Raw genomic sequence first — 13,639 nt, 5'->3', positions numbered from 1 at the left:
ATCTGTCTTCGGCTGAAGCCTTGAAAATATTTTTCATTCAGGGCAAACGTTCCATCGTGGTCAGCGGCACGCACGGGAAAACCACGACCAGTTCTCTCTCGGCGTGGCTGCTGGAAGCTGCGGGAAAAGATCCGTCGTTTATGATTGGCGGCATTCCGAAAAATTTCAATCAGGGCTACAAGTTGGGCGCAAGCGATCTTTTCGTCGTGGAAGGCGATGAATACGATACCGCATTTTTTGACAAGGCGGCGAAATTTTTTCATTATTTACCGCACACGCTGATCGTCAACAACATCGAATTTGACCACGGCGACATTTACGATGATCTGGATCAAATCAAACAGGCGTTCCGGCGATTGGTCAATCTCGTGCCGCGCAACGGGCTTTTTCTGGCGAATGAGGAGGACGAAAATGTTCGCGAACTTATCCCGAGATCATTCGCGCCGGTGCAGACTTTTGGTTTGACAGAAACGGCTTTCTGGCGGGCGGACAATATCGATTTTCAGCCGGAAAAAACAAAATTTGACATTATTCGCGATGGGAAATTTTTTGCCAGAGTCGCTTCGCCGCTGTTCGGTTACCACAATATTCGCAACGTGCTGGCAGCAGGGGGCGCGGCGAATTTTTACGGTGTCTCCGCGGAAGCCATTGAGAATTCTCTGCCGCAATTTCAAAATATTGTCAAAAGACTCGACGTGAAAGCAGTGGTGAACAACATCACGATTTACGACGATTTTGCCCATCATCCGTCTAAAGTCAAATCGACAATTAACGGCTTGCGCACGAGATTTCCCGCGGCGCGCATCTGGGCGATTTTTGAACCGAGGACAGCGACATCGAAAATGAAAATCATGGAAGACAAATATGGGGAGGCGTTTGACGACGCTGATGTTGTCATTGTTGCTCCGCTGCATTTGCCGCAGAAAGTGCAGGCGGAGAAACGCATGTCTGTGGAAAGTTTAGTGGAAAAAATTAAAAAAAGGCGACGAGAAGTTCATCATTTGACGCCGGATGAAATTGTGAAATTTGTGTCCGAAAATGCCAAACCCGGCGATCAAATTTTAGTGATGAGCAACGGCAGTTTTGAAAATGTCCCCCAACGCATCGCTGATGCGCTTCGCGCTGGGAAATGAAGTTTAATTTACCCTTTCAAAGATTTGCAATTTTAAGGAAAAGATAGTAGCAGGCTATTTTTAGGAGAGGAAAACGAAAATGGCGAATGAGAAAAGACGGGCATCCTACGAAGGACATCGTGGAAAGCCGGACCGATCCAATTTAAGTAAAATCGATCGCATTTTGATTGATATTCAGAAACGTTTGCGGGATTCGATTGAGTCGGTGAGCATTGAAAATTTGAATGGCTATGAAAGGAAAAGGATTCACTCGTTTTTTGACGACCGCGATGATTTTGAGACGAAAAGCTACCGCCGGAACGGCCAAATTGTGTTGAAAGTTTTTCCTGTGGGTAATCTGAAAAAGTTTGCGCGGGAAAAGGCGGGAGAAGTGCTCGCCACCGGACAGACGTACATTTTCCCGCCGTTGCCCGGTTATGAGCGGTACATTATTCACAATTGTTTGCAGGATTTTGACGGCGTGGAAACGGCAAGCGAGGGCGAAGGCGAGTCGCGCCGGCTGGAAATTCGACCGGTGAAATTCGGCCGTTCTTTGAAAAGAATTATGAAAAAGATAAGAATATTTTAATGAGAATGAAAGCGGCGGTTTTTTACGGACCCGGCGACGTGCGCATTGAAGACAAGCCGGTGCGCAAAATTGGCAGCGATGAAGTGTTGATAAAAGTACGCGCTTGCGGCGTGTGCGGTACCGATGTCCATATTTTTGAGGGCGCGGCAGGCTCGGCAAAAGTGAGTCCGCCGGTCGTTCTCGGACACGAATTCTCCGGGGAGATTGTAGAAATTGGCGATGCTGTTTGCCGGTTGCGCGTTGGCGACCGCGTGACTATCGATCCCAATATCTCGTGCGGAAATTGTTATTATTGCCAGCGCGGTCAAGTGCATTTGTGCGAAAATCTGCGCGCCATTGGCGTGACTCAGGACGGCGGGTTTGCGGAGCTGGCGATCGTTTCGGAGAAGCAGGCTTTTCAATTGCCAGACAATGTCAGTTTTACGGCAGGCGCCATGGTTGAACCCATTGCCTGCTGTTTGCACGGAATCGATCTGGCAGAAATTAAACCTGCGGATTCTGTGCTCATTGTGGGCGGCGGAACTATCGGCATGATCATGCTGCAATTGGCGCGTTCCGTCGGGGCGAGTCGTATTTTCTTGAGCGAGCCCGAGGAAAAGAAACGCGCTCTGGCGGAAAAATTAGGCGCTGACGAAGCAATCGATCCCAACAAAATATCAGTGCCGGAAAGAATCCGCGAAAAAACAGGTCACGGCGTTGACGTGGCGATTGAGTGCGTTGGTTCAGCCGCTACGGCGAACGATGCGATTGCGTCTTGCGGTCGCGGCGGCAGAGTGATGTTATTTGGTCTCGCACCGCCGGAGTGCGAAATTTCCGTTCGTCCCTTTGAAATTTTCCGGCGCGAGCTGACGATTCGGTCGTCTTTTGTCAATCCGTTCACTCACGCGCGCGCCATTGATTTGCTTGCCGGAGGAAGAGTAAAAACGGAAACATTTATGTCCCGGAGCTTGCCGTTGGAAAAATTGGCGTCGGTTTTAGCCAAGGCTGAACTGCGTCGGGGCGGAAAAATTTTGATTTGTCCCGATTAATAAAACCGATGCGACGTGCAAGAAATTTCGCCCTGGCACAGTGAAAAATATTGCACAATCGAAATAACAATGCTTTTGGTTGGTTTGGTTCAATTACTTGAAAATAAAGAAATTAAAACGCCATTTTTGAGCAAGAAAAATATCTGGCATAGAATTTGTGAAAAGAAAACGCTTTGGTATTCTTGTCGATAATCGGGCGGGAAATAGCTTTCATTTTTTTTTGCCTCAAAACCGCTGAACAAAGAAATTTGCAAATAAATTAAATTTTTGTTGCAATTTAAAAAATAATTTTATAGATTTATAGATTATTAAATCAATTCAGCCTCACTTACCTAACTGTGACTTGTCACAATGACGAAAGGAGGTGAAAGCCGGCGTTTCTTCCAAAGTTCACTTCTAATTTAAAAAATTTTTAACACCTTAGTACATTAAGTCCAATGAACCAAAATGGAGGACGGAGTTTATGAAACGGTTAACTTTGCTATTAGTTTTGCTGATGGTTGTCGCTTTTTCCGCGACCCTGTTTGCGCAGCAGTTGGCGATTTTGAAGCCTGCCAAATTCGGTCAGAAGAGTGAAGCCATTCCCATCACCAAAAAACAGTACCAAAAAATGATGCAAAAATCCCGCGCCATGCAAGCGCCTGAAATCAAGGCGACTCATGCGGGTATCATCGACACATTGTCCAATCCTTTTGCGACGAGCGTAAACTGGGGCGTTGCCTCCGGCGACTCGCAGGCTGGATATTTTGATCCACCGGCAGCGTGCTACATCAAAGCTATCGGAGTAGTCGGACAGGCTTGGGGAACTGATGCACTTTCCGACGGCTACAATTTGATCATCAACAAAGCCGCTTACGGCTGGGAATTTGACGACAGTTGGTGGGACGGCGATGCCATTTACACCAAAGACAAAGGTTTGCCCACTTTGTTAGGTGATTTGATGTGGGGCGAATTCCCCAACACAGTCGTTGACGGCCAACGCGTGTGGACAGAGATGATCTGGCTGGGCCAGGAACCGGACAGCCAAGGCGAAGGTTTTGTCATAACGGTCATCCCTTATGGCGGATCCTACATGGGAACCGATGCCGGATCAGACAATCCCGATGATCCCAGTGATGTCTATCGTCTGGCAAAATACTACCAGGGCGGCCGCAGCGGACATGACCCGCAGTTCACGGTGAGACATTATTCTGTAACTTGGAAAGTCGTGGTTGAGTTTTATCAGAATACGCCGCCGAGCATTACTGTAACAGGCGGTCCTTACGCCACAGTGCTGAACTCTGACGCCAGAACACTTCACACGCACATCACGGACATCGACGCTAATGACGTCAATATGGCTGGTGTTGCTTCCGCTAATTTGTATTACAAAGTCAATGACGGCGATTGGAACACAGTACCCATGACCATGGTCAGCGGTACCGATACAGACGGCGATTGGGACGGCGTTGTTCCTGCCGGCGTTTTGACTGCTGGCGATGTCTTGACCTATAAGTTCGATGCCACGGATAAAGCTGGCGCGACGAGTGAAATTCTCGGCGGTTCTTACGGCTTCTTCATGAAATACAATGAAATTCTGGTTTTCTACAATGATGATGGTGGTTCTTATCCGTCATGGATTTTAAGCCCTTACTATGATAATCTGTGGGCAAACGACACTATCCCCTATGGCTACGATGTGTGGGTCGGTTTGAATGATGGCCCGTTGTCAGCAACATTAGTGAACCAGTACGACTACATTGTTGACATCGACGCTAATTCACCGGCGACGTTGAATGACGATGTTTTTGGCGCCTGGTTCGCTTCGGGCACCAAATATATGTTCTGGTCATCGCAGGAATGGGCCGGAAGTTTATGGGGATGGAGCCGTGATTCAACTTTTGCTGCAGATGATTGGCACAATGCTTATATGGGTATAGGTCATGTCGCCCATGATATTAATTATGCTGCTGCTGGCGATCAAGACTTAGCCTTTCCCATCAATCCTGTGGCAGGAGATATCATTAGCGGTGGACTAGCAACTTTCGTTGCCGACAGTTTACAACTTTATTATAATCCAAAGTTTGAATTAGGCTTTAGCAGTTGGATTGATCAGGTAGATCCTGGCGACGGGGCTGTCACTTGTTTCACCGACTCAGCTCAAGGTCGAAGTGTTGGAGTTCACAAAGAGTATAACGGCAGTAAAACTGTTTTCTTAGGTTTTGATCAATTAAGCTTGGATACAGGCGCGCTGCCGACCTACACAGCGACTGACGGCTATCACTGGACAGAACCTAATGTCAGCAGTGTAGTTGATAATGCTCTGGATTGGTTTGGCGCTCCGACAGACGTCAATGACGCTGTACAACCGGCTGTGGCGATGAAATATGACATGAGCCAGAACTATCCGAACCCGTTCAATCCTCAGACGCGAATCAGCTACACTATTGCCAAACCGGGCAATGTGAAATTAGCTGTGTACAACGTTCTGGGACAAAAAGTAGCGACATTGGTGGATGAATACAAGGCTGCCAGCACCTACCGCGTGACCTTTGACGCCAGCAACTTGACCAGTGGTGTTTACTTCTACCGCTTAGAAACTGGCGATTTCTCAAAGACAATGAAGATGATGCTGTTACGCTAAACCGGCGATCAGGTAAGTGAAGGCATAAATAAGCCGCTGAGGTATTTTTCTCCTCAGCGGCTTTTTTATTTTGGCTGAATTTTTCTCCCGCTTTTTCTCAAATTTTTTCTGCAAATTTTAATTGATTTCTTTGGTAAAAACGATTACATTATTCTCACCAGCCTTTTATCAGCGTTCGCGGCGTAATTTTGGAATTAGGCAAATATTATTTTGGGAAGATGTCGCATGAGAAAGAAAATATTTCTTTTGGCCATTAGCTTATTGTGGCAATCTATTCTTCTGGCGAATAATTCAAATCCGTCTGATGTGGACGTAGTGCCTGGAGTTGTTGTTGCCAGGGCTAAAACCAATGCCCTTTCACAGCAAAACCCAAATTTGAACAAATTAAACTTGAGCGGAATTAACAAAATTGAACCGGCATTTTCCGATCAGCTACCGAATTCTCCGTTGTTTTCGGTTTTTCGCATTTATTTTTCTAAAAAATTTTCGCCAAGGGATATGGCGGTGAAGTTATCTGCAACCGGGCTTTTCGAATATGTGGAGCCTGTTTATGTGAGTCGGATATTAGGCTTTGTCCCCAATGATACGCTTTTTGCACGACAGTTTTATCTTCAGCAGACACAAACCGATCTGGCGTGGACGATCAGCAGCGGCTCGCCGGATGTGGTAATTGCCATCGTGGACAATGGCACCGATTACACTCATCCTGATTTAGCGGAACATTTGTGGACAAATTTTGCCGAAGCCAACGGCGTCGCCGGCGTTGACGACGACGGAAACGGCTACGTCGATGACGTTCACGGCTGGGATTTCGGGAATGACGACGCGGATCCGGTCAACAGCACCGAAACGAGCAGAATCGCCGCGCACGGCACACACACTGCGGGTCTCGCCGCCGCAGTGACAAATAATGTGACCGGAATTGCAGGCGCTGGTTTTTCCTGTCATTTCATGCCGGTGAAAGTAAGCGCAGACGACGACCCGCTGCAAATTCCTTTCGGCTACGATGGTATTATTTACGCTGCGGACAATGGCGCGGACATTATTAATTGCAGTTGGGGACATGCGGGCTCTTTTTCTCAATTCGAGCAGGATGTGATAAATTACGCCGTGAGCAAGGGATGCTTGATTGTGGCTGCCGGGGGAAATAGCAATACTGACAAATTATTTTACCCTGCCAGCTACGTTCATGTTTTCGCTGTCGCGGCGGTGGACGAAAACGATCGCAAAGCAAGCTACTCCAGTTTCGGCGATTTCATCGACATCGCTGCGCCCGGCGGAGATGAGCCCATCGGAAAACCGGGGCTGCTCAGTTTGTATCCGGTGAGTCAGGGCAGCTACGGCGAAATGTCCGGCACTTCCATGGCGTCGCCGCTAACTGCTGGCATTATGGGACTGCTGCGGGCGCAATATCCCGATTGGAACATGCTGCGGCTTTACCGACAGTTGGCGTTGACTGCGGATCGGATCGATGACAAAAATCCGGATTACGCAGGCAAACTGGGCGTCGGCAGAGTGAACAGTTTCCGCGCGCTGACAGAAGCAAATCTTCCTGAAAGTCCGGCTGAAATTCATTTCTTCAGCGCCGGCGTTAGCGACACGGTTGCCGGAAATGCAAATTTTCTTTTTGAAAGAAACGAAATCATTCACGTCAGCGCGGCTTATCAGAATTTTGCATTGAGCGCGGGAAGAAATTTTCAGCTTCGGCTACTCAGCCTTGATCCCGATCTGGAAACGCTCGACGCCACGGTGCAAATTGCAAATTTCCCGCCGGACTCAATTGTGAAACTGGAAAATGCGTTGAGCTTTCGCATCTCTGAAAACGCTCAAACTCATCTGGCGCCTTTGGTGCTCAATTTTGAATTGGAAAACGGCGCGGGAGGTGCGGACACAATTTTCGTTCCGGTGGGAAAATCTGCCGTGCTGCTGGTTGATGACGACGGCGGAAAAAATATCGATGAATTTTACACTTTTTGGCTGAAGAAATTGAAAGTGGATTTTTTGCGCTGGGACAGAGAATTTTTAGGCAGCCCGCCGTCAATTTTCATGCGCCATTTCCCGATGACGATCTGGTTCTGCGAATGGGCGTTTCCCAGTCTGGATGCGGACGATCGCGCCGCATTGACGGATTATCTGGATCGCGGCGGCGATCTTTTCATTTCCGGCCAGGACATCGGCTGGGATCTGGCCGATCCGAACGGCGAACATAGTCAGTTTTCAGAAGAAGCACAAGCATTTTACGAAAATTATTTGCATTCCGTTTACAAAAATGACAACAGTCTATCGGAAAAAGTCGAGGGAATGCCAGGCACTTTTGGCCAGGATTTGAATTTCAAAATTTATCAGCCGGGGATCCCTTTTCATTTTCAATTTCCCGACTGGATTGAGCCTGCCAGTGGAGCTGTTTCCTGTTTTCGTTACGAAAATCAACGAGGCGCCGGCGTCTATTTTCAGGGACAACATCGGGTGCTGAATCTTGGGTTTGGCTTCGAGGCGATTGATAGCCAGCAAAACGAAGACCCGGAGCGAATCTCCCGTCCGAGGCAGGAATTCATGCAGCGGATTTTTCAGTTTCTGGGGCCTTTGCGTCATCAGCCCGTTGCTGACGCGGAAAATGATTCATCAGTGGCAGTAACTTTTCGCGCGGAACTTGCGCCGCTGGTCGATGTTACGGATTCGCTTTATTTATCGTATCGTCCGCAATTTTTCCAGCAGTTTTCACGCGTAGCAATTCATGTCTCCGACGCGGGAACCGGCGCGATTGTCATCCATTTTGAAAATTACAATGGCGAGATTGAATATTTTTTTCAGTTGAAAGATCCCTATTTCACGTTCTCGCTGCCGGTGGATGCGCCGAGCCACACTTTCTCTTTTCGCCTTGGGGCGGACGAAGAAAAGCCCAAACTGGCGCACGTTCCGCCGCCGGATATTATCGCGCAGAACAAGCCGCGCAAAATTACGGTTGCGGTTACGGACAATTTAGCAGTCGATGCGAGTTCGGTGGAATTGCATTTTTCCGTGGGAGGTGTGAGCGACTCACTCTCGATGGTTGCTGCGGGTGAAAATCTGTTTGTTGCGGAAATTCCCCCACTGGGCGTAATCGGCGATTCTGTGGTTTATTTTTTCACGGCTTCGGACGCGGCGAAAAATCCTAATCGCGCACGGTCGGAAAATTTTTCCTATTTCATCGGCAGAGAAAGTTTCGAGTTTGGATTCGATTCTTGGCAGTCCGATTCGACCTGCTGGCGGCTGGATGATCGGGAGTACCATTCGGCCATGTTCAGCGTGTCAACTTTTCCCGGCGGCGCCTATCCTAAAAACACAGACGCTTCACTTTACTTGATCCCCGGAATTCCTGTGCGTGCTTTGAAAGAAGTGAATTTGACTTTCTGGACAAAATATGAAATGGAATCCGGGCACGATTTTGGCGCAGTGGAACTGAAAACGAATTCTGCGGGCGCGTGGCAACTCGTCGGAGAACGCATCGGCGGCGAGACGGACCATTGGCGGGAAATTCAAATCCCGCTCGATTCATTTTATTTTGAGAACGACGATTCTGTCTTTTTGCGATTTCATTTTCAGAGCGATTCTGTTCAGGAAAAACCGATGGCGGGCTGGTTCATCGATGATATTGAATTTCAAAAAAAATCGGGCACGGAAATTTCTGCAAAAGAAAAACAAATAGCGCTGGTTCCCGAATTATTTACTTTGTCAGCAAACTTTCCCAATCCGTTCAATTCTGTTACGCGAATCCGCTACTGGCTGCGCGAACCATCGGAAGTGCGGTTTGTCATTTTGAATCTCAAAGGCCAGCGCGTGTGGGAAAGTCGTTTGTCCGCGCAGCAGTCCGGATTTCACGATCTCGTCTGGGACGGAACCAACTTTCTTGGCGGACGTTGCACTACCGGAGTCTATTTTTTGCGGATGACTGCCGGAAAAAAACAATTGACAAAGACGATGAAAATGATTTTATTACAATAGGGGGCGTAATGGCGCTGCCGAACTGGTATCGTCGCTGCGTCGGCTGCGGCGCGGGACGAGACAAACGGGAAATGTTGAGAGTCGTGAAAAATAAAGACCAGCCGCCAGAACCCGATTTGCAGCAGAGAAAACCGGGCCGGGGCGCCTACGTTTGTCCGAGTAGTCAATGCGTGACGCTGGCGAAAAAAAAGCGCGGGTTGGAACGGTCGTTTCGCTGCGCGTTCGACGATCAAATTTATGAAAAATTGATTCAGCAGGTGAAAACTGTTGAAAACGGAAAAAGCTAAATCGCTGCTTCATCTGGCGCAAAAAGGCAGAATGCTGGAAATCGGCAAAACTGCGGTTTTGATTTTGATCAAAAGGAAAAAAGCCGCGCTGGTCATTGTCGCGCTGGACGCCTCGGAAAAATTGAAACGGGAAATAGAAGTGGAATGTCGACGATTTTCCATTCCGCTCTATTTGTTCGGCGTCAGAGACGAACTGGGCAAAATTTGCGGCAGAAACGAAGTGGCAGCGCTTGCTGTTTCCAATAAAAATTTAGCCGCAGAGTTGAAAAAATATCTGTTGTGATCATAATCGTGATTGTCGGCGCAGCAAAAGTTTGAGCAACGGATAGCCCCGCGAATCAATTCGCCGCAAATCATTTTTTTCTTCGCGTCGCCGTGGCCTGGAGTGAGTAAAAAGATTTTCCACACGGAGACGCAAAACCACAAAGATTAAAAAAATATTGCGTTGAGAGAATCAATCACTCTTTTTGGTAAGATGTCGCCCACCTGTCAGGTCGGCGACATTTGATTTAAGTAAAGGAACTTCAAAAATATGTCGAGAAACGATGACCGGCCGGAGCGGGTGAAACGGATTGTCAAAAAATTAGAAAATGCTTTCGGAATTCCCCAAAGGAAAAATGTCAGCGATCCTTTGAGCACTTTGATTTTAACGGTTCTTTCGCAGAGCACAAATGACAAAAATCGCGACACAGCATATCGACGACTGCAGGAAAAATATTCCACCTGGGAACAAGTCATGCGCGGCGATGTCAAGGTAATTGCCGACGCCATTCGTCCTGGCGGGCTTGCCAATCAGAAGAGCGAACGCATTCAGGCGATTTTACGCTGGATTTACGATGAGTACGGAAAGTTGGAACTGGATTTTGTCTGCGACATGAAGCCGGATGAAATTATTGAAAAATTTACCCGGCTCAAAGGCGTGGGCGTGAAGACGATCAGTGTGGTGATGATGTTCTCCTGCGGCATTGATATTTTTCCGGTGGACACACACGTTCATCGAATTTGCCGACGGCTGGGTCTTGTCCCGGACAAGGCTACAGCGGAAAAGACCTTTTGGCAAATGCAGCCATTGGTTCCGCCTGGAAAATCTTACTCGCTGCACATGAATTTCCTCAAATTGGGCAGAACCATCTGTTTCGCTCGCAAACCAAAATGTGAGATTTGCCCGATTCAGAGAGAGTGTGATTATTTTCGTCATCATTAAAATTCTCTTTTAATCACAACCGATCTGGTTATTGGGGAAGATGATGTGTCTCTCCTTAAAGTTATGGCTGCCTATTTACGCCGGAAAATCCCTGATAAAGCACTTGCATTTAAAAGTTAAATTAGCTATTTTTTATTTTCTTTAATTCGTTGAACGCAGATGCCATCCTTATCAAAAAGGAATGGCGTCTGGCTATTTTACGCGGAGCAAATTTATGGCAAAATTAAAATTAGTCATTCCCAAAGGCCGAATTTATTCGAATGTGGTCGGGCTTTTGAACGATGCCGGGTTTGGCGTGGAGACAGCGGAGAGGGTTTACATTCCCCGAGTGGAAGATCGGGAAATTGAAGCAAAAATCATGAAGCCGCAAAATATCCCCAAATTGGTAGAATTGGGGTCGCACGATGCCGGTTTTACAGGATACGATTGGATTGCAGAAACGCAGGCGAATGTGGTTGAAGTGCTGGATTTGGGAATGGATCGTGTGAGCATTGTCGCGGCGGTGCCGGAGAATCTGGCAAATGCAAATTTAAAAAATCAAAAAATCGTGGTCGCGACTGAATATGAACAAATCGCGCGCCATTTTCTCGAAAAAGAGGGATATTCTTTTTTGTTGTTGCGAACTTTCGGCGCAACAGAAGTCTTTCCGCCGCACGATGCGGATATGATTGTTGATAATACTTCTACAGGAAGGACGCTCAAAGAACACAACTTGCACATTATTCACACAGTTATCAGTTCCTCGACGCGCTTTATTGCAAATAAGGAGGCGTTAGCTGATCCGTGGAAACGGGAGAAAATTGAAGAAATGAAAATGCTCTTTCAAGCGGTTCTTGATGCTCGCGAAAGGGTAATGTTGGAAATGAACGTGCCGAGTGAAAAATTTGAGAAAATTATCAAAATTTTGCCCTGTATGCGTTCGCCAACTATTTCACAGCTTTATGGCGGAAAAGGCTATGCCGTGAAAGTTGCAGTGAAAAAATCGGAGGTGGTTAAGCTCATTCCCATGCTGAAAAAAATTGGCGCTACGGATATTTTGGAATACGATTTCAAGAAGGTCGTTTTATGAGTTTTTTTATTAAAGATTCAGTGAAACAGCTTGAAAGCTACGTGGTCTCACAGGATCAGTCTGTCATCAAGCTCAATCAAAACGAATCCGCTTACGATGTCCCAAGTGGATTGAAAGAAGAGATTCTTCATCGTCTCGAACGACAGAGTTGGAATCGGTATTGTGAAAATAGACCCGGCGGTTTAATTTCGGAGATAGCAGCATACAGAAATTTTCCCGAGCAGGGCATTCTGGCGGGTAATGGTTCCAATGAAATGATTCAAACCGTGATTTCCGGGACTTGTCGCGAGGGCGACAGCATTGTTGTCGCGAGCCCGGGATTTTCTGTCTATCCGCGTTTGGCAAAGATTTGGAATATTGATACAATCCCCGTACCGCTTCAGGATGATTTTAGCTTCGATATTCCAGTAATTATTGAGAAGGCGCAAAATGCGCGTATGATAATCCTGGCGTCGCCGAATAATCCGACCGGGTCGGTTTTGCAGCCGGACGAAATTTCGAAAATTTTGGAATCCATTCCCGGCATCTTTGTCCTTGATGAGGCGTATTTTGAATTTCACGGAGATACAGCTCAGAATTTAATAGAGAAAAATGAGCGGCTCATCATTTTGGGCACCTTTTCCAAAGCGTTCAGTCTGGCAGGTCTGCGGCTGGGGTATTTGTTGGCACAACCTGCTGTCGCACAGCAATTGGAAAAAGCGAAGCTGCCTTTTTCAGTTGGCATTTTTCAGCAGATCGCCGGAGAAATTTTATTGAAAAATAGAGATCAATTGCAGCCCGTTATTGATGAAATCATTGAACAGCGGGATTGGTTGTTTGGCCAGGTCTCGCAACGAGAAACCGTTTCAGCAGTCGCTTCAGCGGCGAATTTTTTTCTGTTTCGATTGTCAGGATTTGACGGCGCTGGGTTGTTTAAAGAATTTTATAAAAGAGGAATCCTGTTGCGCCATTTCCGAGATGAACGCATTAGCGATTTTCTTCGCGTTTCAATTGGTACGCCAAAAGAAAATAAAAAGTTTTTACAAATATTGGATGAAATCAGGGCGGCTTAATGAAAGTAGAAGCGATTTTGTTTGACATGGACGGCGTTTTAGTGGATGTTTCCCAATCCTATCGCTACGCCATTAAAAAGACAGCGGAATTTTTCACCGGCGATGAAATTCAATTTTTGGAAATTCAGCAGGTGAAAAATCGCGGCGGCTATAATAATGATTGGGATTGCGCACATGCTATTATCACAGAACATGGCAAAGATGCATACCACTGGGAAATTGTGGACAAATTCCAGGAATTTTATCTGGGGAAAAATTTTGACGGATTTATAAAAAATGAAACCATGTTGATCAAGCCGACCGTGTTGGAATCGTTGTTTCACCGGTTCAGGTTGGGAATTGTTACAGGCCGTCCAAAAATCGAAGCGGAATTTGTTTTGAGCCGTTTTGAGGCAGAAAATTATTTCGAGGTGTTGATCGCCCTGGAGGACACGCCGCCTGGAAAAGGAAAGCCAGAACCTGATGGTATTTTACTGGCAATGAAAAAATTAGGCGTCAAAACCGCTGTCTATCTGGGCGATTCAATCGATGACATGAAAGCTGCCGTGGCTGCGGGAGTTATTCCGGTCGGAGTTTTATCTGTCAACGATACCGGGCTGGGACAAACAGATTTGCTCAAGTCAGCCGGAGCACAGTTCATTTTAAATGATGTGAATGAGATTTTGAATTTGGAGCTCGTAGTTCAGAGTTCATA

General features: G+C 47.0%; 11 protein-coding genes. All 11 read left to right on the top strand.

Going from position 1 to position 13,639, the window contains the following annotated elements; genetic code table 11:
* A partial coding sequence (locus tag GXO74_00565) for a hypothetical protein (protein ID NOZ60150.1) occupies nucleotides 1-1,133 on the top strand: 1,133 nt, incomplete at its 5' end.
* Between the two features lie 79 nt (nucleotides 1,134-1,212).
* A complete protein-coding gene (locus GXO74_00560; protein ID NOZ60149.1) occupies nucleotides 1,213-1,701 on the top strand; it encodes a hypothetical protein in 489 nt (162 codons plus the stop codon).
* Nucleotides 1,701-2,729 carry a zinc-dependent alcohol dehydrogenase family protein gene (locus GXO74_00555; protein NOZ60148.1) on the top strand — a complete coding sequence of 343 codons (1,029 nt, stop codon included), beginning with the start codon at nucleotides 1,701-1,703 and terminating at the stop codon, nucleotides 2,727-2,729. The genes GXO74_00560 and GXO74_00555 overlap by 1 nt, the downstream gene beginning before the upstream one ends.
* Nucleotides 2,730-3,192: 463 nt before the next feature.
* Nucleotides 3,193-5,352, top strand: a complete 2,160-nt coding sequence (locus GXO74_00550; GenBank protein ID NOZ60147.1) for a T9SS type A sorting domain-containing protein — start codon at nucleotides 3,193-3,195, stop codon at nucleotides 5,350-5,352.
* A gap of 225 nt (nucleotides 5,353-5,577) precedes the next feature.
* The gene (locus tag GXO74_00545) at nucleotides 5,578-9,333 is read left to right on the top strand and encodes a S8 family serine peptidase (protein NOZ60146.1); all 3,756 of its coding nucleotides are present in this window, start codon (nucleotides 5,578-5,580) and stop codon (nucleotides 9,331-9,333) included.
* Between the two features lie 8 nt (nucleotides 9,334-9,341).
* On the top strand, nucleotides 9,342-9,620 hold the full coding sequence (locus tag GXO74_00540) for a YlxR family protein (GenBank protein ID NOZ60145.1): 279 nt from the start codon (nucleotides 9,342-9,344) through the stop codon (nucleotides 9,618-9,620).
* The gene (locus GXO74_00535) at nucleotides 9,601-9,903 is read left to right on the top strand and encodes a 50S ribosomal protein L7ae (GenBank protein NOZ60144.1); all 303 of its coding nucleotides are present in this window, start codon (nucleotides 9,601-9,603) and stop codon (nucleotides 9,901-9,903) included. The genes GXO74_00540 and GXO74_00535 overlap by 20 nt, the downstream gene beginning before the upstream one ends.
* Nucleotides 9,904-10,152: 249 nt before the next feature.
* Complete coding sequence (locus tag GXO74_00530) at nucleotides 10,153-10,824, top strand: endonuclease III (protein NOZ60143.1); 672 nt, start codon at nucleotides 10,153-10,155, stop codon at nucleotides 10,822-10,824.
* Between the two features lie 214 nt (nucleotides 10,825-11,038).
* Nucleotides 11,039-11,893, top strand: coding sequence for an ATP phosphoribosyltransferase (locus GXO74_00525; protein NOZ60142.1), 855 nt, complete (start codon nucleotides 11,039-11,041; stop codon nucleotides 11,891-11,893).
* Nucleotides 11,890-12,945 carry a histidinol-phosphate transaminase gene (gene hisC / locus GXO74_00520; GenBank protein ID NOZ60141.1) on the top strand — a complete coding sequence of 352 codons (1,056 nt, stop codon included), beginning with the start codon at nucleotides 11,890-11,892 and terminating at the stop codon, nucleotides 12,943-12,945. The genes GXO74_00525 and hisC overlap by 4 nt, the downstream gene beginning before the upstream one ends.
* On the top strand, nucleotides 12,945-13,639 hold a 695-nt coding region (locus tag GXO74_00515), incomplete at its 3' end, for a TIGR01548 family HAD-type hydrolase (GenBank protein NOZ60140.1). The genes hisC and GXO74_00515, both read left to right, overlap by 1 nt.

It is taken from the genome of Calditrichota bacterium, assembly GCA_013152715.1.
Lineage (GTDB): Bacteria > Zhuqueibacterota > Zhuqueibacteria > Thermofontimicrobiales > Thermofontimicrobiaceae > 4484-87.
Note: the sequence above shows the minus strand (reverse complement) of the source record. Positions and strands in the feature narration are given on the sequence as shown.